19 protein-coding genes and 1 other RNA gene are annotated in these 23,183 nt (G+C 44.4%); 9 read left to right on the top strand and 11 right to left on the bottom strand.

From position 1 onward, the window contains the following. The first annotated feature begins 60 nt into the window (after positions 1–60). Positions 61–1,692 (top strand): alpha-glucosidase, encoded by a 1,632-nt coding sequence (locus tag JHD44_RS18415; RefSeq protein WP_199464187.1) that lies wholly within the window; start codon positions 61–63, stop codon positions 1,690–1,692. 66 nt (positions 1,693–1,758) lie between these two features. Here JHD44_RS18415 and JHD44_RS18410 read toward each other — a convergent pair whose 3' ends face one another. The 8 genes from JHD44_RS18410 to ffs form a co-directional block, all read right to left on the bottom strand. Further along, positions 1,759–2,439, bottom strand: a complete 681-nt coding sequence (locus JHD44_RS18410) for an HAD family hydrolase (protein WP_199464186.1) — start codon at positions 2,437–2,439, stop codon at positions 1,759–1,761. Next, a complete protein-coding gene (locus tag JHD44_RS18405; RefSeq protein WP_199464185.1) occupies positions 2,433–4,052 on the bottom strand; it encodes an FGGY-family carbohydrate kinase in 1,620 nt (539 codons plus the stop codon). The genes JHD44_RS18410 and JHD44_RS18405 overlap by 7 nt, the downstream gene beginning before the upstream one ends. 14 nt (positions 4,053–4,066) lie before the next feature. Then, positions 4,067–4,801: an SDR family oxidoreductase gene (locus JHD44_RS18400; protein ID WP_199464184.1), complete on the bottom strand. Its 735-nt coding sequence runs from the start codon at positions 4,799–4,801 to the stop codon at positions 4,067–4,069. Between the two features lie 21 nt (positions 4,802–4,822). After that, the gene (locus JHD44_RS18395) at positions 4,823–6,085 is read right to left on the bottom strand and encodes a sugar ABC transporter permease (RefSeq protein ID WP_199464183.1); all 1,263 of its coding nucleotides are present in this window, start codon (positions 6,083–6,085) and stop codon (positions 4,823–4,825) included. A gap of 3 nt (positions 6,086–6,088) precedes the next feature. Further along, positions 6,089–6,901: an ATP-binding cassette domain-containing protein gene (locus JHD44_RS18390; RefSeq protein WP_199464182.1), complete on the bottom strand. Its 813-nt coding sequence runs from the start codon at positions 6,899–6,901 to the stop codon at positions 6,089–6,091. A gap of 72 nt (positions 6,902–6,973) precedes the next feature. After that, positions 6,974–8,023 (bottom strand): sugar ABC transporter substrate-binding protein, encoded by a 1,050-nt coding sequence (locus JHD44_RS18385; RefSeq protein WP_199464181.1) that lies wholly within the window; start codon positions 8,021–8,023, stop codon positions 6,974–6,976. 206 nt (positions 8,024–8,229) lie between these two features. Further along, the gene (locus JHD44_RS18380) at positions 8,230–9,234 is read right to left on the bottom strand and encodes a LacI family DNA-binding transcriptional regulator (RefSeq protein WP_199464180.1); all 1,005 of its coding nucleotides are present in this window, start codon (positions 9,232–9,234) and stop codon (positions 8,230–8,232) included. Between the two features lie 427 nt (positions 9,235–9,661). Next, positions 9,662–9,758: signal recognition particle sRNA small type (gene ffs, locus JHD44_RS18375), an RNA gene on the bottom strand. 200 nt (positions 9,759–9,958) lie between these two features. On the opposite strand from ffs, the gene JHD44_RS18370 reads away from it, so the two are divergent. The 4 genes from JHD44_RS18370 (at position 9,959) to JHD44_RS18355 (ending at position 14,085) form a co-directional block, all read left to right on the top strand. Continuing rightward, positions 9,959–10,822 carry a 6-carboxytetrahydropterin synthase gene (locus JHD44_RS18370; RefSeq protein ID WP_199464179.1) on the top strand — a complete coding sequence of 288 codons (864 nt, stop codon included), beginning with the start codon at positions 9,959–9,961 and terminating at the stop codon, positions 10,820–10,822. Beyond that, on the top strand, positions 10,819–11,223 hold the full coding sequence (gene hisI / locus JHD44_RS18365) for a phosphoribosyl-AMP cyclohydrolase (protein ID WP_199464178.1): 405 nt from the start codon (positions 10,819–10,821) through the stop codon (positions 11,221–11,223). The genes JHD44_RS18370 and hisI overlap by 4 nt, the downstream gene beginning before the upstream one ends. Positions 11,224–11,589: 366 nt before the next feature. Continuing rightward, a complete protein-coding gene (locus tag JHD44_RS18360; protein WP_199464177.1) occupies positions 11,590–13,257 on the top strand; it encodes a methyl-accepting chemotaxis protein in 1,668 nt (555 codons plus the stop codon). A gap of 57 nt (positions 13,258–13,314) precedes the next feature. Further along, positions 13,315–14,085, top strand: a complete 771-nt coding sequence (locus tag JHD44_RS18355) for a class II glutamine amidotransferase (RefSeq protein ID WP_199464176.1) — start codon at positions 13,315–13,317, stop codon at positions 14,083–14,085. 71 nt (positions 14,086–14,156) lie between these two features. On the opposite strand, the gene JHD44_RS18350 is transcribed toward JHD44_RS18355, so the two are convergent. From JHD44_RS18350 to JHD44_RS18340, 3 genes are read right to left on the bottom strand one after another with little or no spacing between them, the layout of a single operon-like run. After that, positions 14,157–15,110 carry an isopenicillin N synthase family dioxygenase gene (locus tag JHD44_RS18350; RefSeq protein WP_199464175.1) on the bottom strand — a complete coding sequence of 318 codons (954 nt, stop codon included), beginning with the start codon at positions 15,108–15,110 and terminating at the stop codon, positions 14,157–14,159. An 11-nt stretch (positions 15,111–15,121) separates the two neighbouring features. Continuing rightward, positions 15,122–17,422, bottom strand: coding sequence for an ATP-dependent helicase (locus JHD44_RS18345; protein WP_199464174.1), 2,301 nt, complete (start codon positions 17,420–17,422; stop codon positions 15,122–15,124). Between the two features lie 19 nt (positions 17,423–17,441). Next, positions 17,442–18,584 (bottom strand): succinylglutamate desuccinylase/aspartoacylase family protein, encoded by a 1,143-nt coding sequence (locus JHD44_RS18340; protein WP_199464173.1) that lies wholly within the window; start codon positions 18,582–18,584, stop codon positions 17,442–17,444. A 163-nt stretch (positions 18,585–18,747) separates the two neighbouring features. Here JHD44_RS18340 and JHD44_RS18335 point away from each other — a divergent pair, with 163 nt between their 5' ends. The 4 genes from JHD44_RS18335 (at position 18,748) to JHD44_RS18320 (ending at position 23,084) form a co-directional block, all read left to right on the top strand. After that, a complete protein-coding gene (locus JHD44_RS18335) occupies positions 18,748–19,965 on the top strand; it encodes an ABC transporter substrate-binding protein (RefSeq protein ID WP_199464172.1) in 1,218 nt (405 codons plus the stop codon). A gap of 57 nt (positions 19,966–20,022) precedes the next feature. After that, entirely contained in the window at positions 20,023–21,660 is a 1,638-nt protein-coding gene (locus JHD44_RS18330; RefSeq protein WP_199464171.1) for an ABC transporter permease, read from the top strand. After that, positions 21,654–22,286, top strand: a complete 633-nt coding sequence (locus tag JHD44_RS18325; protein ID WP_233402323.1) for an ATP-binding cassette domain-containing protein — start codon at positions 21,654–21,656, stop codon at positions 22,284–22,286. The genes JHD44_RS18330 and JHD44_RS18325 overlap by 7 nt, the downstream gene beginning before the upstream one ends. Before the next feature lie 63 nt (positions 22,287–22,349). Then, the gene (locus JHD44_RS18320; RefSeq protein ID WP_199464170.1) at positions 22,350–23,084 is read left to right on the top strand and encodes a dienelactone hydrolase family protein; all 735 of its coding nucleotides are present in this window, start codon (positions 22,350–22,352) and stop codon (positions 23,082–23,084) included. Positions 23,085–23,183 lie beyond the last annotated feature (99 nt).

The following is a 23,183-nucleotide window of genomic DNA, read 5'->3' as shown; positions in this document are numbered from 1 at the left end:
CATGCGTTGTGGTAAATAAATGCTAGGTTAAAGAAAGACGTCTAGATAAAGGAGTCCAAGATGAGCAAGCAAGGGTCAGACTGGTGGCGTGGTGCCGTGATTTACCAAATTTATCCGCGCAGTTTTATGGATTCAAATGGAGACGGGATTGGCGACTTAAAAGGCGTCACTGAAAAAATGCCTTACATTGCCTCCCTTGGTGTGGATGCTATTTGGCTTTCGCCTTTTTTTACCTCACCAATGAAGGATTTCGGTTATGACGTGTCGGATTATTGCGATGTGGATCCGATCTTTGGCCAATTAGAAGACTTCGATGATCTTATTGAGCATGCTCACAAGCATAATATTAAGGTCATCATTGATCAGGTGCTCAATCATAGCTCTGACCAACACCCTTGGTTTAAAGAGTCCCGTTCTAGTCGAGATAATGACAAAGCCGATTGGTATATTTGGGCGGATGCGAAAGCGGATGGCACAGTTCCGAATAACTGGCTATCGGTGTTTGGCGGCCCTGCTTGGCACTGGGACAGTCGCCGTCGTCAGTATTACCTACATAACTTCCTAGATAGCCAGCCTGATTTGAATTTCCACAACCCTGATGTGGTGGATGCGTTACTAGACAGCGTGCGCTTTTGGTTGGAGCGTGGTGTGGATGGTTTCCGTTTGGATACGGCCAACTACTTCTTCCATGATTTAGAGCTAAGAGACAATCCGCCAAAACAAGAGATTGTCGAAGGCAGCATTGGGGTCAGTTTGGACAACCCTTATGGATACCAATTGCACCATTATGATAAATCACGCCCTGAAAACATTGCCTTTCTAAAACGTCTACGTGCACTGCTTGATGAGTACCCTGGGACCACTACGGTCGGTGAAGTAGGTTGTGATTTCTCACTCAAGACCATGGCGGAATACACTCAAGGTACAGACAAGTTGCATATGTGCTACTCGTTTGATCTGTTAACGCACGACAGCAGTATGACCCATATCCATAAAACCATGAGTACCATCGAAGAAGGTCTTGGCACCGGCTGGCCTTGCTGGTCCATGAGCAACCACGATGTGGAGCGCGTGGCTTCCCGTTGGAATCATGGCAAAGCAAATCCAGCGAAAAGCAAAGTGTTTATGGCAATGCTGTTATCGCTTCGCGGCAGCGTGTGTTTATACCAAGGTGAAGAACTTGGCTTACCAGAAGCCGAGCTAACCTTTGAGCAGTTAGTCGACCCGTTTGGCATTAATTTCTGGCCAGAGTTTAAAGGCCGTGATGGTTGTCGCACACCGTTCCCATGGAGCAACGATAGCAAAGGAGGCTTTTCTTCTACGGAGAACACTTGGTTACCAGTGAGTGAGGCGCATTTACCCTTAGCGGTTACGGTTCAGCAAGGCGACCGCCATTCGGTTCTACATGCTTATCGCGACTTCTTACACTTCCGTAAGCACCACCCTGCTTTGATCGATGGCGAAATTGAGTTTTTATTCAGCGACGACGATGTGCTTGTGTTCACTCGAACACACAAAGACGAGAGTCTTATCGTTGGCATCAATACCGGTGAGCAAGCTCATTTTACTGCACCATTGAGTTATGAAGTGAGTAACATCGTCATGCCTGAAGGGCTAAAGATCGGCGAATACGAAAACCATAAAATGATCCTTCCAGCCAACTCTGTGTACATTGGTAAGATCGTTTCCTAGCAAAACGGGGCAGAACACCGTGCTCTGCCCCGTTTAAATTCGTTTAAAAGACGAGATCAATCTAAATCAATTAGTAAGATCCATTAAATACTGATTTAGATCCTTATAGTCTGACGCAACAAAGTCTGCTCCAGCTTTGTGTAGCTTATCTGAAAACTCAGACGCTTTTGTATGGCTGGCGGCAGTTATGCCAATCGCATGCATGCCTGCCGATTTAGCTGCCAAGATGCCGTACGGACTGTCTTCAATCACAACACAGTGCTGCGGTGAATAGCCCATCTCTTGAGCCGCGAGTAGAAATAAATCTGGTGCTGGCTTGCCTCGTTTAACCATAGTGGCCGAGTAAATATGGCCATCAAAGTAACGAAGTAAAGAGGTCACACCTAAACTATGTTCAAGTCGCTCAGGGTGTGATGAAGAAGCCACACATACTTCATTGTCTAGTGATTCAATAAAGTGCTGAACGCCTTCAACTTGAGTCAGGTCTCTTGCAAAAGCATCAAATAGCTTGGCATTCATAGCGTTAACAGCATGATCCGAAACCTCCACCCCAAAGTCTGCTTTTACTTCTTCTAAGGCTGATTTAAGGCTTCGCCCTTGGAAGCGTTGCATAACATCAAGCTCAGTGAGATTTGCGCCACTTTCCACAAAAAGCTGATGCAGTAGTCTTATAGAGATCATCTCACTGTCGATCAAAACGCCATCGCAATCAAAAATAATCAGTGTTTTTTCAGTTTTATTTAGCACGCAACCTCTCTTGCAACGGATTGAAGTTTTTCGAAGGCTCTGAATTTAGACTCGTGTAAAGATACAACTTCAAAGTTTGGTGAATATACCTCAGCAAATCTAGACATGGATGTCATTGCGTTTGGTAATGAGTCAAACGCCTTGGCCGCGAGTGCCGCAAGCATGGCTGAGCCCAACATGACGGGCTCTCGACTTTCTGGTCCTACCACTTCGATGCCAGTTGCATCAGCAATTAACTGTCTAATCAAAGGGTCTTGTCCTGCTCCACCACTGATGACAATTCGCTTGATATTCAACCCACTCTGATTCTGAGCTTCAATAATTTGTCTAAGGCCATAAGCAATACCGCAAATTCCAGCCACATATAAACTTAATAAACTATCAACGGATTTATCCATTGTTAAGCCCGCTATGACAGCCTTGGCATTTGGGTCAGCAAAAGGCGCTCGATTACCTAAGAATTCTGGAACAACGATTAATGGACCTACTAATTGAATAGCATCACTCAAGTCTTGGATTTGATCTTTAACTTGGGCTGACAACCAGCTTGTTAAGCTCACGCCCAATTCTTCAGCTCGTTGTTGGGCTGAATGATATGCTGGATGCATGGAAATCAATTGATCCATTGCGGCACCAGCAGCAGACTGCCCTGCTTCATTAAGCCACATTTCTGGCAGCATCGCCGAAAAATACGGTCCCCATACCCCTTTAACAGATTTAGGTTCATACGAAGATGTCAGTGTGCATGCTGACGTACCAAATACATACGCCATAGAGCCTACTGGATCTGCACGCCCCTCTGAATTCACTGCGCCAATTGATCCCACTGCTCCAGCATGTGCGTCGATTAAGCCTGCAGCAACTGGCGTACCTTCTGGTAATCCCAGCTCAGATGCAGCTTGTTGAGACAGACCATTACCTAGTGGCGTACCTGGTCTAACAACTTGAAATCCAATTTTATTAAAATTGTCCTCCACCAGCTCATCTAACCCAATGGTACGAAAATAACTTTCATCCCATTTATTTTCATGGGCTAAATATGTCCATTTACACACGACCGTACAAACAGAGCGTGCAAACGAATGTGTTGCCTTCCAAGTGAGGAAATCGGTTAAATCAAAAAAATAGCCAGCTCTATGGTAAGTATCTGGTAGGTTTTGTTTTAACCATAATAATTTTGGTGTTTCCATTTCCGGAGAGATAGTTCCACCCACATAGTCGAGCACAGAGTGTTTTGTTTCATTGATGAAGTGAGCTTGCTGAACTGCTCTTTGATCCATCCAAACGATCACATTTCGGTCATGATCTTGATGCTCGCCTACCGTCAATGGTTGACCATCTTGATCAAGCACAACCAAAGAACAGGTTGCGTCAAAACTAAGTCCAATAATCGATTCAGGAGCTATCTGAGCATGCTCAACTGCCGCCCTAACAGAATAACAAACAGACTGCCAGATATCCGATGAAGACTGTTCGTATCTTGCCTCACCTTGCTGCGTAAACATTTTTATGTCTTGCTTAGCGGTGGCTATCAAGCGCCCCTTAAGATCGAACACGCCAGCACGGGCAGACCCTGTTCCCACATCTACGCCAATTACATATTGTTCAGTCATAAGATCCGCTCCGATCACAAATCAACGCTATTTGGTAGAAGAACAAGATCTCGAATGGTCACCCCAGCAGGCTGTTTCAGCATAAATGCTACAGATGTTGCGACAACCTCAGGTTGCATCAGACTCCCATTCGCTAACGCGTCATCGAGTTTCTCTTTTGGCCAGTCATCTAATAAAGACGTCACTACAGGCCCTGGTGCGATGGCTCCAACTCGAACAGAATGAGGAATTAACTGACGGCGTAGCGTATGTACAAAGGCTTGAATAGCATGTTTTGATGCAGTGTATATTGGCTCCCACACTACCGGCACTAATCCTGCAATGGAGCTTGTAACAATGATGTCCCCTGACTTTTGCTGGATCAAATGAGGTAGTACTGCCCGTACCGAACGGAATACAGAGTTGATATTTAGGTTTAACATAGTGTCCCATTGGTTCGGGTTGCCTTCCACAAACTCCCCACCTACGTAGGCACCTGCGTTGGCATGAAATCCATCTAAGCGATCGCCTGTTAGCAAAAGAATTTCATCGAGCAAACTATCTACTGCATCACTATCCAACAGATCTTTTTCTATGCAGAAGCAATTTTCTCCCCCTAGTTCTGAAGAAGCCTTATCAAGTAACGCTTTTGATCGGTCAATCAGGACTACCTGAGCACCTTCGCTAACTAGCTCTTTAGCACAGGCAAAGCCAATTCCAGATGCTGCGCCAGTAATCGCATATACTTTTCCATTCAATGAAGTAGTCATAAATGTAATCCTTAAAACAGATTAAGCTTTGCCATGTGACTGGCGACTTTGACGTGCAAGGCTATCGATAATCACGGCTACGGCTAATACAGCGCCTGTAATCATGTATCGATGAGCAGAAGAGAGATTGAGTAATGTAAGCCCGTTTGCAATCGACATAATGACGATGATGCCCAGCAATGCAGACCAAGCTGAGCCGCGTCCGCCAAACAAGCTGGTACCACCAATAACAGCCGCAGCAATAGCATTTAAGTTGACATCACCTGTACCGGCCTGCTGACTTGCAGAAGCTAGACGTGCCGCCGCTAGCATTCCGCCAAGTGTCGCCAGCGTAGAACACAAAATGAACGCGCTCATATAAATACGTTCAACTTTAATTCCGACCCGGCGGGCTGCCTCAACATTGCCTCCTACAGCAAACATGTAACGCCCCCACTTAGTTCGAGTCAGCGCGTAGTTAAGCGCTATGACTAGCAGCAAAAACAGCCCGAACATCCATGGCACACCGCGAGACTGATTTAAGTACATTACGATCATCTCTAGTGCGACGGTCATTAGGACCGCTTTTACTAGAATAGAATTGAGACTTTTCGCAGATAAACGCATAGCCATACGTTTATTACGGATTTGCACACCTCGGAACACGAATACGATGCCCGGCAATAAAGCTAGGCTATGTGATAGCCAAGCAGGCATGATGAGTAGTTGACCGAAGTCTACTAACGAGGATGAGTATGGTAAGTTTATAGAGCCTGTGGAGCCCAATAAAAACAATTGAAATCCTAACAATGCTAACAAACCGGCTAACGTCGCAACAAAGCTAGGCATACCAAAGCGAGTTCTAAGGTACGCATAAGCCATCCCTACACAAGCACCAAAGCTTAAACTTAATGCCATAGCGAGTGGCAACGCTAAACCTTGCTTAACCCAAAGCACACCCAGTAGCGCAGAACCAACACCACTTAGAGAGCCAACAGATAAATCAATCTCTCCTAGCATCAAGACGCAGACAATGCCTAAGGCAATAATACCAACCGTTGCACTATCAAATAGCAAATTAACCAAATTATTAGCCGAAAGGAAAACCGGATTAATTGCTGTAAAAATACTCCAAATGATAATTAAACCAACTACAACGGGTAGCGAACCAAGGTCGCCAGACTTCACACGATCAACAAACGAACGGACAACATCGCCAATACTGCTGTCATGATTGACACGCTCATCACTGCGATCCAGCAAAGGTGTATTGCTATCAATTTTATTAGTGGTTGAACTAGACATGCTTTACACCTCACATGCGCTGCTAGCGCTTTTGATTCGTTGCTCGCGACGAGTCACTGAATTGTCGGAGGCGCCAGTGATGGCTCCAATCAACTCTTCATTTGATGAATCTGGAGTGAATACACCGTTATTTTTACCAAGACGCAATACAACTACCCGATCAGCTACCGCGCGGACATCTTGCATATTGTGGGAAATAAGAATAACGCCAAGACCTTTTGCTTTTACGCGGTCAATTAAGTTCAAGACCTCTGCTGTTTGCGCAACACCTAAAGCAGCCGTGGGTTCATCCAACATAATGATTTTGGGATTCGCCAATAGAGAACGTGCAATCGCAACAGTTTGGCGTTGGCCACCAGATAAGGAAGCAACAACATCTCGTACACTTGGGATTCGCGCAGCGAGTTCATTGAGTAGCGTCCAAGAGCGCACTTCCATTTCTGTTTCATCCAATGCAAATGGCCCTTTTTCTTGTCCGAGAAACAGATTAGAAACAACGTCTAGGTTTTCACATAGCGCCAAATCTTGGAACACCGTTGCGATCCCAAGATCGATGGCATCCGAAGGTCCCTCCATATTGACAGGCTTACCTTCGAAGAATATTTGCCCTGAGGTTGGTTTGTGTGCTCCCGCAATGGTTTTTATAAGCGTAGATTTTCCTGCGCCATTATCGCCTACAAGAGCAACCACCTCCCCCGGATAAACATCTAAATCGATATTTGTAAGTGCGGACACTGCACCGAACTGCTTACAAACACTTTGTAAGCTCAATAGCGGTGTTGCAGTCTCTGCATGATTATTTTTATTCGCAGACATACTGATACCCAATGTAAGGATTATTTTTCAGAAGCCGCTCCGATTGGAGCGGCCATAACTAAAGGACAAGTTTTAGCGCCAAATTCCGAGTTCGATACAACCTTCTTTGTAACGACCTGTACAAATGTCCGCTGCGTTAGCGATGCCCGCATCGAAGATTTTCTCTTTGATGTTTTCGCGAGTAATAACAGCAGGAACAAACAACTCTGACGGCGTATCGTAAAGTGTTGTTTTGCCTTTCGGTGTTTCACCATTTAGCATCTTCATTGTCACATCGGCCGCTGCTGCTGCAACAATTTCAGAAGGCTTTGAGATGGTGTTGTATTGTTCACCTGAAATAACTAATTGAAGCGCAGCTTGTGTCGCATCATTCCCTGTCACAGGAGGAATAGGGTTAACGCCTGCTGCTTTGAATGCAGCAATGGCGCCACCGCCGGTACCATCGTTTGCTGCGACTACACCGATGATGTCACTATTGAATCGCGCTATTTGACCTGCGGCCCAAGTTTGCGCTTTTTGCGGTACCCAATCCGGCGTGTCGTATTCAGCTAAAGTTGTGTAGCCGCTGCTGTCTAGCGCTTCGTCGATACCATCACGAATCAAACCTGCGGCGGCATCCGTTGGCGAACCATTAATCTGTAAAATGCCACCTTTATCCATAGGCACACCTTCTTTCTTAAGATGTTCCACCAAGCTCGCAGCAATTGCCTCACCAATGCCTTTATTATCAAAGGACACATAATAATCTGCTGGAACAGCTGGAATTGGTCGATCATAAGCAATCACTTTGACACCCTGACTTTGTGCTATACGCACCAAAGAGGCCGCAGCACTAGAATCAACGGGGTCAAGTACGATCACTTTCGCTCCTTGAGTGATAACAGAGTTAAACTGTTGCTGTTGCAACGTAACGTCACCATTGGCATTTTGGTAGATGACTTGGCAATCGTTACACATGCTATCCATAGCGGCTTTAAAACCTGGATAGTCATGTTCTTCGTAGCGGGTAGAAGCTTGGTCCGGCATCAGAAATGCCACCGTAGATTGAGCCATTGCATTGCTGCTTAGTACGCAGGCTGCTAAAGAAGTGAAACCAATTGTTTTTATTGCTTTAAGATTCATTTCAGTAACTCCAATTCGAGTTTTTTGGGTAAAAGAATTCCCTTCCCGAATATCTTCAAGAAAAAATAGCCTTTCTATTGGATTACTAAACAAAGCGATGTATCTTAATAACAACATTGTCCTCGCCAAAGTAGAATGTTGTTTGTTGCACGCTTGGTTAGCCGGTTCAGGGTGTTTTTGATACTGCGTCGTGCTTAGATACCTCCTTATAGTTTTTTTACTGACTTACGTTTAACTAAATGCGCCTCTAGTACACTACTTTGAGGCTCTTGGTTAACTTCCTTACTCTCTATTCTTGCAATAAGCCTATTCCAGGCTGTTTTGGCAATATCATCAACTGGTTGTTGCATAACAGTTAAGCTTGTACTGCGAGCTGACATCCAAGCGTAATCATCATGTGCTACTAGAGAAATGTCATCGCAAACTCGTATATTTCGGTCAGCCATTGCGGTTAACACGCTTAATGTCGTGACGTTAGTTAGACCGAAAATAGCAGTTGGGTGCTCATTGTTATCAAGCCAAGATCCAAGCACATTTGCTCCCTCTTCTAAGTCAGAGCCCAGTGCCAAGACTTCACAGCGACCTCCTAGTTGTTCTACTGTTTCGAAACAACCTTGTGTACGGTTTTTTATCGGCGGGTGATCTAAATTTGACGCAGCTATCAAGATTTTTTCATGCCCTTGTTGCGATAGGAAAACACCAGCGTCTACTCCAGACTTAAAGTTATCTATGGTCACCGTATCAAATAGACAGTCTTCTACCGATACCCGGTCAACCATGACTACCGGCGTCGTATCTTTTAGGTTTGCAATACTTTTCGGTATTGATCCTGAACAAGGGATAGCAATGAGGCCAGCAGGCTGCCAACGCAGTAATGCATTGATACGTGATTCCTCTACATCTAAACGGTCATGAGAACTTGCAACGATGACATCATAGCCATGGGAAAAAGCCATGTTTTCTAGATTAGAGATGATTTTTGCAAAAAAAGTGTCCGTGAGATTTGGAACCAGAACAGCCACAACTTGATTACGCTGTGAACGAAGCTGAGATGCCGCACGATTAGCTTGATAACCCAATTGTTGGGCTGCACCACGCACTCGGTCTTTCAAATCATCGTTAACTGCCTTACGGCCAGAAAACACATTTGATACCGTTGCTGTGGAAACTCCTGCAAGCTTCGCTACGTCTTTTATGGAAGGTTTCTTCATCGTTATTTGCTTCTATTTATTGTTCTGTAAAACGATTTACTAATGGCATACTAGCAATGAGTAAAACGATTTACAAGAGCAAAGTTAAACGTTTTACAGATTATTTTTTAATCAACCAAATGGTCTTATCTTGCAGTTAAATGAATGGCCAAATATTGATTTCGACCGTAAACTCATTTTTAACGCTAAAGTAAGCCCACCGCCGATGTCTGACCGACACTAAAGAATTAATAAGGAAAATAGCTGAAAATAAACACTAATTGGGGTGAAGGGCTGAGACTGAGTTCTACGTGTGATCGCAATTTAGTCAAGGCAAAAGTGCGTTCTGATTAACCTATTAGTTAACTAATAACGAAGAGCAAATAAGGGGTATGATGATTTTTGATTGCTACATGCAGAAATTTACAGAGGGAAATTAAGGTGGCATCTCCACCAGCCTCACCTCGGCACCCGAGTCCGCCGCTGTGGCTGCTTCCTTCCGGACCTGACCAGGTTAACGGTTTATCGTTGCGAGGGGACCAGCGGAGACACCATAAAGGAGGCCCGTTGACCTTGGAAGCGAATTATACGTAGCTTTTTTGAAAGTGCAACCAAGGATCTATATTTTTCAGTCACTTAGGGAAGTTTTTTTAATATGGGTTTCTCGGTATGTGACACTTTCACCATTGGTATACGCCTTAGCATTTAGTACTATACCCCGCAATTATTGATTGAGGACCGTTCGTTGAAGCTGTTTGTAAAAAACCTAACCCATGTTGACTTGTCTTACTTTTGCCCTACTCGCGGAGTTCTTGGTGAAAGCTGGCAAGCTGATATCGTGTTAACAGGGAAGCTAAACGATGAAAGCATGGTCTGTGACTTTAGTATTGTTAAAAAGATGATCAAACAGTGGCTGGATGCTCATTTAGATCATACCTTGGCTATTCCTGCAGGAAACCCATCTACAAAGTTTGAAGAACTGCCAGAAGGTAGAGTTTCTTTTTCATTCGAACATGAAAATGGACAGCGTTTTCAATGTAATGCACCTAGACAAGCTATTTCTGTTTTACCTGTTGAGCAAATCACGCCAGAAAATGCTGCGAGTTGGGTAGAGAAGCAGATCTTAGATCTACTTCCCGCAGAGTTGGAGGCCGTTTCTGTCAAGTTTCACTCAGAAAGTACTAACGAAGCGCAATATCAGTACAGTCATGGTCTAAAGAAGCACGATGGTAATTGCCAGCGTATTGCGCATGGCCATCGCTCCGTTATTGAGGTTTATCGTAACGGTGAACGTGATCGTACACTTGAACAAGATTGGTCAACTCGTTGGAAAGACATTTATCTTGGTACTCAAGACGACCTCGTTGGCATCATTGAAGAGAGTCACAACCGTTACCATCATTTCTCATATGTCGCAAAACAAGGCTTGTTTGAACTTATTATACGTAGTGAGCAGGTTTACATGTTGCCATGCGACACCACAGTAGAGTCTCTTTCTGCGCACATCGCTGAACAACTCGCTGAAGAAAACCCTAACGACATGATTGAAGTTCATGCATTCGAAGGCATTGGCAAAGGTGCTATCTCTGAATTTAAGGTAAGCAAATGAGTTTAAAAGAATTTGAAATGTCTCCGAAAGGGACTGAACTTGATCTTGAATTGATCATGGCTAATTTGAAAACAGACAAAGACGGCTTGATTGCTGCGATCGCGCAACAGCATGATACGAAAGAAGTACTGATGCTGGCCTATATGAACGAAAAATCGATTCGTGAGTCACTTGAAACAGGTCAGGTGTGTTATTGGTCTCGCTCTCGCCAAACATACTGGCGTAAAGGTGAAAGTTCTGGACACAGACAAAAGCTAGTTTCCATGGCATTCGATTGCGATGGAGATGCGATCTTATTACAAGTCGATCAACAAGGACCTGCTTGCCATACTAATCGCCGTGACTGCTTCTTTTTTGAAGTGAGAGATGGCAAGGTGCATATAGAGTCTGATCCGAAATAAATCGCACCACAATGGTTCACTTACACATTTATCCGGTGTTAGTGAACCAGTCCATGTTACAAATCTCTTCAATACTCCCCTTGCCTCCATTCTTACTTGAACTAACTTAAAGTAATAGCCAGCCTTTTTTATTATCTAAACACACATCTATAAGCAAACATTATAACTAATTGATACTATCTAAGCGTCACGGTTGGCGCTACCAGTTACATAAAGCAACACTTAGCTACAACTTACTATATCTAACACATTGAAAATTAAAGAAAAACTGGAATTAATATTGCTAGTATGGATAGATAAACACATCACAAAGGATCTGCGATGACTATTGTGAAGCGACTATAAAAATGATTATAAGGGTGAACCATGAACAGCCTATCCGTACGAACCAAAATACTCTCTCTAGTATTTCTTTTTACCATTGCGATATTGGCAACCGCAGCTAATTCGTCATTTACCAGCAAATCCGTTGCCCATGACCTGCAATCCGTTTCCAGTAAGACCCTAGAGCTTGTTAAAAACCTTGAAAAAGCAAGACAGTTGCTTTTACAGCAAACTGTCGAATTTGAACGGGGCTTTTTCCAAGTGTCGATCGCCAAATCCATGGGCGGTTACGGTGTTGAGCTGATTAAAGAGTCATCTGATAATTTCCAGACCTATTCTGCGGATCTTAAAGCCAGCTTAGAGGCGGTTAAGTCTGCCTTAAACTCTTTACCCGCGAACGATCTACTGCCAACACTGAACGAACAGATCAACACGTTAGAAACGTTACAAGTAGAGTTTCTAGAAGCCAGCACCACGACTTACGAATGGTGGATGCAACTAAAAACCATGCAAGCTAACAAAGCTCGTCGTAGCGCGGATGAGACCTTAGTTTCTATTAATACAAGCATGGAAGAAATCATCACAACTATTGATGCCTACAACCAACAAGTGTCGTCTTCACAGGCAAGCAAGCTTGATCAAAGTATCTACACCAACATTGGTTTAGCCGGTGTATTGGTTGTATTGGGGCTTGTCTTTAGCGTAATGATTATTAACGGAATCGCTCGACCACTGCATAAGGTGGTAAAACGTGCCGAAGAGATCGCATCAGGCACTTTGTCCAAACGTCAATCCACAGGTAATCGTAAAGATGAGATTGGTGCGCTAGAAAACGCATTCGACCAATTAGTTGATAAGCTTAGTGACATCATTAAAGATGTAGCCGAATCCAGTAATGCATTGACCAATGCAGCAAACGATTTAAATCGAATTACTGATGAATCGACTCAAATGGTCGGTGAGCAGCGCTCTGAAACTGGTCATATTTCCCATGCGATTCATGAAATCCAGAGCACCGCAGTACATGTATCCGAGTCAACCACTGAAGCCAGTAATGCAGCCCACTCTGCTGAATCTGCTGCGGAAGACAGTATGCGCATTGTTAACTCAACCATTCAAACTATCGAATCCTTAGCGCAAGAAATTAGCTCTTCTTCAAATACCATTACCAACCTTAAACAAAGTACTGATGAGATCAATAATATTCTGAATGTTATATTAGGTATTGCAGAGCAAACTAACCTACTCGCTCTTAATGCTGCTATTGAGGCCGCACGAGCTGGCGAACAAGGGCGTGGCTTTGCTGTGGTTGCAGATGAAGTACGTCACTTAGCACAGAACACTCAAAACGCGACTCAGCAAATCGAAACCATGATCCAACAACTTCAAGCAGGCACAACAAAAGCTGTTGAAGCCATGAAGAACAGTCATGAGCGTTCAAGCAATGCGGTAAGCCAAGTGCGTGAAGAAGGTGCCACGCTGTCTAATATCAGTCAGGCCATTTCTCAGATTAGAGCCATGAATGACTCGATCTCGACCACAGCAGAAGAACAAGCAGCGGTTACCACCGAAGTTCGCCGAAACGTGGATACCATTTCCGCGATAGCCGAACGCACCAACGAATCTATTACAGCAATTAGTGAACGTTCTGATCAATTAGCATCGCTTGCTTCTCAATTAACCAGTAAAATCCATTACTTTAAAATTTAACTTTTCTGCATTGATCAGAGAGCACCTGCTCTCTGATCATTTTCAAATGGAGTGAATATGTGTCGTTGGATGGCTTACCAAGGGAGCCCCGTCTATCTAGAACAGTGGTTGTTTGAGCCTGACCACTCTCTTATTCATCAAAGCCTAAGTGCGCGTAAGTCTGAGGTGACCGTTAATGCGGACGGTTTTGGCCTAGGTTGGTACGATGAACGTGAGGAACCCGGTCAATATCATGAAATACTGCCAGCCTGGAGTGACTGCAACTTAAAAAGCTTAGCTCGACATATCAAAAGCGGCCTTTTCTTTGCTCACGTTCGTGCCTCAACAGGTGCTTCGACCGCACGCTCGAATTGTCACCCATTTGGTTATAAGAACTGGCTCTTTATGCACAATGGACAGATTGGTCAGTACGAACAAGTACGCTGGCAGATCGATCGCTGGATTCCAGAGGAGCTTTACAACCATAGACGTGGCGGTACAGATTCTGAGGCGATTTTCATGTTGATGATTGCAAATGGATTGGATGACAATCCAGCGGAAGCCATTAACAAAACATTGCAGCAGATTTTAGACCTAATGCGCGAAAAAGCCATTACTGAACCATTTAGGTTTACCAGCATGCTTTCAAATGGCAAAGATATGTGGGCAGTTCGCTTTTCAAGCGATGAGCATGCGCCATCACTCTACTATAAACAATTTGGTGGTCATGTGGTCGTAGGTTCTGAGCCGTTAGACCTTTCTGGTGAAGGTTGGCAACTCGTCGAACCAGGACACATTGTGAAAGTTGGTATAGAGCATTACAACAGCCAATCATTAACCGTTGCATAACTCACTTCTGAGAAAATAGAAGATTAATAAATTGGGTGCCATTTAGGCACCCAATATTCTGTTGAGAAAGACTACTTCTCGTTGTCTCGATATGCGTAAGTCGCATCAAAACGCGATTGAATCCAATCACCACTGTAAATTGGCTCATATTTCGCGGGTTTATCTTTGCTCATACAAGTCGGAACACATTCCACTAGGGTTTCGTAATCCGGTTCAACAAAGAATGGGAACGAGTAACGATGCACGCCATTTTCAGACGCGCGTACACGGTGAGCAGTAGAAACATACTCATCGTTAGTCCAACGTTGCATCAAGTCACCAATATTAACAACCAACGCACCTTCCATAGGGGTCGCCTGTAACCATTCACCGTTACGATGCTTAACTTCTAAGCCACCGATTTGATCTTGCAGCAAAAGTGTGACACATCCATAGTCAGTATGTGCACCGGCACCATTATCGTGAGTAGACGTTGGGCGCGGTGGGTAATGAATCATACGCAAAACGGTAACGTGGTCTTTGAAGCAACGAGTAAAGAAATCTTGTTCAAGATTCAACGCTTCCGCCATGGCAGCTAGCACATGCTGAGACACGTTAAATGCCGTGACATAGTAGTCATGAAGCGTTTCCAAAATCACTGGATCACTTGGATTTTGATTAGGACCATACATTTTTGGGTATTTCGCTGCCAACGGATGATCCGTAGCAAGGTCCAGCGCCATATCAAATGTTTCTTTCCAATCCGCTTTATGAACCTCATCTAGCTGCTCTTCCCCTACACCACCATAGCCACGATGATTCACGCTATTTTTAATATCGATTTTAAGCTTTTCATCTAATGGCTCATCAAAAAAGCGTTTTGCAGCTTTCATAATGCGAGATATCAAAGCGGTATCAATGTCAGTGTTGATCAAGTAAAAAAAGCCTATCTCTCGGCATGCCTTATCCAAGTTTTGTATCTCTTGCACTCTAAGGTTTTTTTCTGGGCTGGTAAGTTTTGAAAAATCAATTAGTGGAATACCCATTTTTGCTCCGATTATGCTTCATGATGACGATCGGCCAGACGAACCAGCCGTGTATGTTTGGGGTTAAAGCGCTTTAATCCCCCTTCGGCAAAATCTACATAAATCATGTTTTTGCCGGTAGTTTCTTGTCGAACGACGACACCCTGTCCATATTGTTCGTGACGAACCTTGTCACCTGCTTTTAAATCACTTTTTGACTGTTTATGTGATCGTTTGAAACTGACTGTAGGTGCATTTTCGCCTGCCTCTTCTATGTATCTAGACAAACAACCATCCAACTCAGCTTGCACTTCTAGTGTTGCATCTGCACGCCATTGTTGGCTGATTTTCTGCACCGGTATAGGCTGTGCTTCATAGAGAAATCGGCTTAATGTGCCCGCCTTACTCGCACCTGATGACAATGTACCATCGCTTAAACGACGCACTGCTTCACCGTTAGGCGTTTCGAGAAAAACAAGACGTTTTCTCGCTCGAGTCATAGCGACATAAAACAAGCGACGCTCTGCCTGCATTTCAGCAGCGGCTTGTTTGTCGATTGAGCTTAAATCATCCTCATAATAAGGGAATCGCCCCTCTTGTAGACCAGACATCATCACCAGATCAAATTCTAATCCTTTTGATTTATGGATGGTCATCAAGTGAACACCTTGACCTGCCTGCTGCTCACGCTCATTAAGGCCAATCAACTGTGCAATGATTGTTCCAGCATCAACACCCATGCCACGAACGTAACTTAAAAACGCTTCACAGGTAGCGATCTTCTCTTGCACCTGAATGTCTTTACTACTGGAATGCTCGAAATAACGATAGATGCCCAGCTTATCTATGGTCTGCAATAGCCCCTGTGCTGGCTCTTTGTGATACAGCGTAAGACTTCTTAACCAATCTGCTCGCTCAGCAATTTTTTTTGATTTCCAGCCCTCAGACTGCTCGGCGAGACGTTCTAATAGCTCTGGAATAAGGTGTGGACTCTGTCGCGCCTGCGTCAAAAGCCGCTGTCGATCTGCTGCGACCTGAGTGACGTTCGGTACAGTGACGAGGTATTCAACATCGGCTGGGGTATAAAATTTAGTCGTATCATTTAACCCTCCCGCCATCACTGATAAGTACGCCATCAACATTCGGATTTGACGGTTTTCAAGTAATGGGGAATCTCCGTGTAGTTGATACGGTACACCTTTGTGCATGAGTGCTAACTGGATCGGTACCATATCGCTGTACAATCGCACTAACACAGCGCATTGATCTAGCGACTCGCCCTGTTCATGCCAACTCTTTAACTCAGATAACAACGCTCTTCCTGGCAGTTCTGAGCGGGCAAAATCCACTTCAGTATCCTGCCCCTGACCAATCACAATTTGTTGGGTATCATTTTGTGAAACAACGCAGGAAGCCATCATCCCAATGCTGTGGCCAAAGCGAAAGCTGAATGCTAATGGGTAAGTATTCACTGCGCCAAAATCTTGATCGAATTGCTCTGCCATGATCCCAGGCGAGGCACCGCGCCATTCATAAATACATTGCTGAACATCGCCCACAATCATCCAGCTGGATTGCGTTTGATAAAGCAGTTTTAACAGCTCGTATTGGCAAGGGTTTATGTCTTGGAATTCATCAATTAACAAATGGTCATATTGTGGTGCCAGCGTTCGAATTCGATCCATCATACCGGCATCAGCCTCTTGCATTAATGCATAGGGGTCTGCCAATAAATCCGAGAAGAAACGTAGATTCGACTTTTTGCGCAAGCTTTCAAGTTGTTCATACAATGCGACAAAATGATGACATTCTCTGGACCAGTTACCTGCCTCGAAAACAATATCTGCACAGGTACTGGCGGCTTTTACTTGGTCGATAAAGAGCAAGAAGTCTTCTAACCAGTCGCGCTCATCATGCATTTCTACGTCTAGATTCATGCGCATCAGTCGGTGACGAGCTTCTCGGATGAGTTTTACCAGAGAAAACTCATCCGTTACCAGCTTGGCAGAAGGCAATAAACCGCGTTGCTCTAGCCTTTTACTTAAGCGCATGCCGAATGCATGGAATGTCATGACATGAGGCGCACGGGCAGAATTACGCTCAGACATCGCCGTTTGCAAGCGCTGTAAGAATTCTTCCTGAGCGCTTTTATTAAACATGAAAACGCCAATTTTCTCTGGCTGCACACCCTGATCTAGCAAGTACTGTATACGTCCAATCAAGGTGGTACTCTTACCAGCACCAGCAACCGCGATAACCTTCGCATGCTTTGCACTATTGTGTTCAATAACCGCCGACTGTTCGGCCGTAAAGGCAATCTTTGGGTTGTTCATAACATCTAATCCGCGAGGGTTAATCTTCAAACAAATGACCAATCTCGCGGAACGCTAAATGTTCACGTCCTGCAATTTTCGCAATCGACTCACCACAGACAACCAATCGACGTTGGAACCGCGCAAAAAACACGCCATTGGCTCTCGCGATCAATGGGTGCGCGCTTTGCGTGACATCGTCCGCCATTAAATCGATGACTTCGCCAATCACTTCCCCTGCTTCAACAGGTTCACCTAGAGATTTATGAAAGCATGCAATACCTGCTACAGGCGCTTTGACAAGATCCATGGCGTCAAGTGGGTAAAAGGTTACTTTCTGCTTTTTAAGCTTTGGTTTTTCCCCTGCTACCACGTCTCGTAGAATTAGATACTTCATCAACGCCGAGGCATCCTTTTCCGCCAATTCATGAGAAATATCGTTCTCACCTCGAAGTTCTAATGTTAACGATCGGCAACCCCAAGGCATCATGTGAGCATAGTGTGTCTTTAAATGACGCCACACACTTACATTAGTTTCATCGAAAGAATGAGCGCCGGTTTCCAATTCTGATAAGGCTACTTCTGCTTCAAGTAAATCCAACAATGGCGTAAAGTGCGCTTCAAACTCTTGTGCCACATAGGCGTGCATACATGCTTCACCAGAACAGTGCAGGTCAATTACTTCATCCGCATCCATGGAAAGCGCTAATAGCGTTTTGCGTAGACCTTGTAGTTCGGTCAACTCAGGGAGCTGAGCTAACTCTTTTTTAATGGCTTGGCGAACAATAGAAATGTTCTGCTCGACATCGCCCGATATGTCGCCTTGGATTTGATTTTCAACTCTTGTACCGAGCTGTGGCCAGTTGCGGTTAAAGTTGCCGCCGCCATCAGAAAATGCAAAACGACCTGGTATATAGCCATGGAAGTTTTGACCTAATCCAATTGGGTTTGCCACTGGAACAATGATTATCTCTCCCTTAATAAGCCCTTTTTCATCGGCTTCTATGAGCTTTTTAATCAACGTATTGAGCACCAAAAAACCAGGCCATTCATCCGCATGTAACCCTGCCTGAAAATAGATTTTAGGGTGTGCGTCCGCTTCACCGAAGTGATGCGCCTTGATAATACGATGCGTTCCTGGTGTCGCGCTTGGTAATGTATGTGAATACAGTTGATAACTCATGAAAAACTAAATTCCTTAGAACAGAGGAAGATTACAAATTCCAACAATGACATCTCGGAGCAACATGGTACGCTAAAGCGATAACGAATAAAAAATAAAACCATGTAAGAAAACGCATTTCCATGCGTCTAATGGAATAATATCAACGCTTTAGGAGTCTTGGATGAAACCTCTGTTTACATTACTGGCATCAAGTTTGGTCAGTGCTTCCCTCTTTGGCAGCCTATCGATTGCGGATGACGACGCATCGGCTTGGCAACACACAATTGATCAAGCAGCTGGGCAAACCGTTTATTGGAATGCTTGGGGTGGTGCGGACAATATCAATGCTTACATAGAGTGGGTAGCGGATCGGGTTGCAGAAGATTATCAAATTCAGCTAAAACATGTGCGAATCCAAGATACCGCTAACACAGTAAGTCGTGTTCTCGCAGAGAAAACCGCTGGTAAAGATACTGATGGCTCTGTTGACCTCATTTGGATAAATGGTGAAAACTTCCGTGCCATGAAAGAAAACGGCCTACTGTACGGGCCATTCTCAGAGAGCCTGCCAAACTATAAAGCCTATGTCGACCCGAAAGCACGTTTAAGTTTGACCCAAGATTTTGGTACAGCGGTGGATGGTATGGAGTCCCCCTGGGGAATGGCTCAGGTGATCTTCATGTATGATACTCAAACCCTATCCAAACCGCCTAAATCTATGGGAGAGCTGTTAGATTATGCAAAAACACACCCTGGACGAATCACCTATCCAGAACCACCACAGTTTCTTGGCTCTACATTTCTTAAGCAAGCATTGCATGAACTAACCCCTGAGCCTGAATTATTGTTAAAACCCGTCTCAGAAGTTGATTTTGAACGTGCTACTCAACCGCTATGGGCATTTTTGGATGAGTTACACCCTGTTGCATGGCGTCGTGGCGCTGTATTCCCATCAAGTAGTGAAGAAATGATGCGTTTACTCGATGATCGTGAAATAGACATTGCGTTGAGTTTTGACGTGTCAGCTGCTTCCGTCCAAATTGAACAAGGCAATTTACCTGACACGGTTCGCTCCTACGTATTAAGCCAAGGAACAATCGGTAACACACACTTTATAGCGATCCCATACAACAGCGACGCCAAAGAAGCAGCGCAAGTGGTGGCGAATTTCTTGTTATCTCCCGAAGCTCAAGCCTATAAACAGCATCCAACAGTTTGGGGTGATATGACGGTGTTAGATTATGCATCGCTAGATAAAGAGCAGAAAGCACGCTTTGACGATCTACCAAAAGGTATTGCGACACTTAGTGTAGACGAATTAGGTACGACTTTGCCTGAACCTCATAGCACTTGGATGGAAGCGCTCGAAAGCTCATGGCGTGAACGATACGCACAGTAACGCATGAGATCCACCTTTTCGACATGCTTATATTGGCCCATTACATTGATGTTTTGCTTGTTTCTTGTAATGGGCTTTTTGGGTGTTTTTCTACCAAGCTTTGGCATTGATCCAGCGGCTGGGTCTGAAGATTTTACTTTTACTGCTTGGAAACAGCTCTTTCATGCAGCTGAGTTCTGGTCAGGTTTGTCACTAAGCCTGTTTGTAGGTGTGGTTTCCACCGCTCTGTCTTATTGGATCGCAACCAGTTTAGTCATAGCGTGTTTTGGAAGTCGCTGGTTTGACCGTTTAAATACCTTTATTGCACCGATTCTTTCGATTCCCCATGTAGCCATTAGTATTGGCTTAATCTTTTTGATTAGCCCCTCTGGTTGGCTGGTACGCTGGTTTAGCCCTTGGTTGACCGGTTTTGAAAGACCTCCAAACTGGCTTATCGTTCAAGATCCGCAAGGGTGGTCAATGATTCTGGCGCTCGTTATGAAGGAAACGCCCTACCTTGTTTTTGCCATGATGGCAGCGTTATCACAACTTGATGCTAGGTCACGCATTCAGACTGCCAAAATATTAGGGCATTCAACGATTTCTGCATGGCATGGCACCTTGTTAGGGCCGCTTTACAGATTAGTAAGACTCCCCATTATGATTGTTTTAGCGTTCAGTATGACCGTTGTGGATGTAGCGATGATTATAGGACCTAATACCCCTTCCACCTTGGCAGTGACGTTACTACGGTGGTTTAACGATCCCTCATTAATACTCCGCGGCCAAGCCAGTGCAGCAGCAATCGTACTAGCAGGCAGTGTCGTTGTTATGATGCTGCTTTGGGAGGCTTGTTATTTTATCTACGACAAACTTCGTAAGTACGTGACCTTGTCGGGCGATGGCATAACATATGCAGAACCTCTTACATGGTTTGGTGCATTGGTTGGTAGTGGTGTATTTTTACTGACTGCGCTCACTTTAATGGTTCTTCCTATCTGGGCCTTTGCGCATCGTTGGCGTTTTCCAGATACATGGCCTTCCCTATTCTCTTTAAATACGATTAGCCGCCTAGGTCAGCGCCTTTTCGAGCTAAGTCTGTCTTCTCTTTCCCTTGCCCTAGTCAGCGGATTTCTAGCTCTGCTAATTTCGTTAGTTTTGCTTGAAAGAGAGCGCTGTTTTTTACAATCTAAACTTGTTACTACGATGATGCTTTTCACGGTTTTGATGCCTCAGATAACACTTCTATTTGGCATCCAGGTGGGGTTACTTTGGGTTGGATGGAACGGTAATTGGTGGAGTGTTCTACTACTGCACCTGATATACGTGCTTCCTTATGTTTATTTGACCTTGAAAGCTCCGTATCTCGCTTTTGATGAGCGTATACTTCAGCAAGCAAATTTACTTAAAAACTCACCGATTAAGAATTATCTTCTTATTAAGCTTCCCTTGCTAAAAGTATCGCTCAGTGCCGCTTTCGCACTCGGCTTTGCGGTCAGCATGGCTCAGTATTTACCGACTATAATGTCTGGAGAAGGAAGAATTAACACTCTGACAACAGAAGCCGTCGCACGAGCATCGTCCGGTGACCGTAAGCTCGTCAGTTCACTTGCTCTGATTCAAGCATTCTTACCATTGATTTGTTTTTATCTCGCCACCGTGGTGCCGAAGCACTGGACAACTTGGCGTGTCGCTTTAAGGAGAAAGTTTTGCTAACTCTTGAAAATGTATACATCGCCCGAGATCATGCGCCAATCATCGCCCCCGTTTCTGAAACCATCAACGCTGGAGAGGTACTAGCATTGATGGGGGCGAGTGGCGTCGGCAAATCAAGCTTACTAGCGTATCTGTCAGGAACATTACCCAGCGGACTAACAGGGCATGGTGAGGTAACATTAGATCATCTCACTATCCAAGATCTTCCCATCGAGAAACGTCAATTAGGCCTACTCCAACAAAGCCCTTTACTGTTTAACCACTTAACCGTGGAAGAGAATTTGTTGTTCGCCTATAAAAGCCCTGAATCTCGATTTCTACGTAAAAAAGACATACGCTCAAAACTGGTAGAAATTGGCTTAGAAGGATTAGAGCATCAACTACCACAACACTTATCCGGCGGTCAGCAAGCACGCTTAGCGTTATTACGCACCCTTTTGGCAAAGCCTAAAGCCCTATTGCTGGATGAACCTTTTAGTAAATTAGATCACTCACTTAGAATTGAAATGAGAGAGCTTGTATTAGATGCTATTCAGAAAACGCAAGTGCCTACTATCTTAGTAACTCACGACCAAGAGGACGCCGATGTGATGGCAACCCGAGTTTATAATCTTCGACCGATTTGATTCAGCAAAGTCAATAAAAATGATATAAGTATCAATACCTTTCCATTGAATAAGTCGAAAAGTATGATTTCACAAAAAGACATTATCGATCTTAATACTGCAACCGGCACAATGCGTTGCAATGTCTATCGTCCCGCTCAGGAGGGTCAGTTTCCCTGTATTATTTTCTACTCTGAGATTTTCCAGATTACTTCACCTATCGAGCGCAGCGCTAGAATCATGGCTGGGCATGGCTTTGTAGTGGTTGTGCCAGAAGTTTTTCATGAGCTTAACGCGATCGGAACAGTTTTGGCTTATGATGATGAAGGCAAAGATAAAGGCAATCAGGACAAGTTCACCAAACCCTTAGAAGATCATGACGGTGATACTGTTGCAATAATTGAATATTTCGAGCAGCAGCCCTATTGCTCCAAACGCTTTGGGGCAATGGGTGTATGTATCGGCGGCCACTTAGCTTACCGTGCAGCATTGAATCCACGTATTGAGTCCGCTTTTTGTTTGTATGCGACAGACATACATTCAAATACGCTTCCTTGCAAAGATGGCAATGACTCTTTTAGTCGAACCAAAGATATCCAAGGCGCGATCACTATGATTTGGGGGAAACAGGATCCTCATGTTTCGACTGAAGGACGCCAAAAAATTTACCAGCAGTTAATTGATACCGAGCGCAATTTTGTCTGGCACGAGTTCAATGGGCAGCATGCTTTTATGCGTGATGAAGGTGATCGTTATGACGCTGAACTTGCTTTGCACTGCTACAAACTCGCTGTTGATCAATTTAGACGCGATTTATAATGTAAAGAGTGCTGTAGAAAAGCTCCTAAAAAGGGGCTTTTTTTATGTTAAAACACCCCTAAAACCTACATGCCATATGGCTCTTTACACTTTAAAACT

It is taken from the genome of Marinomonas ostreistagni (assembly GCF_016461785.1).
Classification (GTDB): Bacteria; Pseudomonadota; Gammaproteobacteria; order Pseudomonadales; family Marinomonadaceae; genus Marinomonas; species Marinomonas ostreistagni_A.
The sequence above is the reverse complement of the archived record's forward strand: the minus strand, read 5'-3'. Positions and strand labels throughout refer to the sequence as shown.

What these genes read in the sequence shown, in the direction of transcription:
- JHD44_RS18415 (WP_199464187.1), top strand. Translation starts at nt 61, where the DNA reads ATGAGCAAGCAAGGGTCAGACTGGTGGCGTGGTGCCGTGATTTACCAA.
- JHD44_RS18405 (WP_199464185.1), bottom strand. Translation starts at nt 4,052, where the DNA reads ATGACTGAACAATATGTAATTGGCGTAGATGTGGGAACAGGGTCTGCC.
- JHD44_RS18400 (WP_199464184.1), bottom strand. Translation starts at nt 4,801, where the DNA reads ATGACTACTTCATTGAATGGAAAAGTATATGCGATTACTGGCGCAGCA.
- JHD44_RS18395 (WP_199464183.1), bottom strand. Translation starts at nt 6,085, where the DNA reads ATGTCTAGTTCAACCACTAATAAAATTGATAGCAATACACCTTTGCTG.
- JHD44_RS18390 (WP_199464182.1), bottom strand. Translation starts at nt 6,901, where the DNA reads ATGTCTGCGAATAAAAATAATCATGCAGAGACTGCAACACCGCTATTG.
- JHD44_RS18385 (WP_199464181.1), bottom strand. Translation starts at nt 8,023, where the DNA reads ATGAATCTTAAAGCAATAAAAACAATTGGTTTCACTTCTTTAGCAGCC.
- JHD44_RS18380 (WP_199464180.1), bottom strand. Translation starts at nt 9,234, where the DNA reads ATGAAGAAACCTTCCATAAAAGACGTAGCGAAGCTTGCAGGAGTTTCC.
- hisI (WP_199464178.1), top strand. Translation starts at nt 10,819, where the DNA reads ATGAGTTTAAAAGAATTTGAAATGTCTCCGAAAGGGACTGAACTTGAT.
- JHD44_RS18360 (WP_199464177.1), top strand. Translation starts at nt 11,590, where the DNA reads ATGAACAGCCTATCCGTACGAACCAAAATACTCTCTCTAGTATTTCTT.
- JHD44_RS18355 (WP_199464176.1), top strand. Translation starts at nt 13,315, where the DNA reads ATGTGTCGTTGGATGGCTTACCAAGGGAGCCCCGTCTATCTAGAACAG.
- JHD44_RS18350 (WP_199464175.1), bottom strand. Translation starts at nt 15,110, where the DNA reads ATGGGTATTCCACTAATTGATTTTTCAAAACTTACCAGCCCAGAAAAA.
- JHD44_RS18345 (WP_199464174.1), bottom strand. Translation starts at nt 17,422, where the DNA reads ATGAACAACCCAAAGATTGCCTTTACGGCCGAACAGTCGGCGGTTATT.
- JHD44_RS18340 (WP_199464173.1), bottom strand. Translation starts at nt 18,584, where the DNA reads ATGAGTTATCAACTGTATTCACATACATTACCAAGCGCGACACCAGGA.
- JHD44_RS18335 (WP_199464172.1), top strand. Translation starts at nt 18,748, where the DNA reads ATGAAACCTCTGTTTACATTACTGGCATCAAGTTTGGTCAGTGCTTCC.
- JHD44_RS18320 (WP_199464170.1), top strand. Translation starts at nt 22,350, where the DNA reads ATGATTTCACAAAAAGACATTATCGATCTTAATACTGCAACCGGCACA.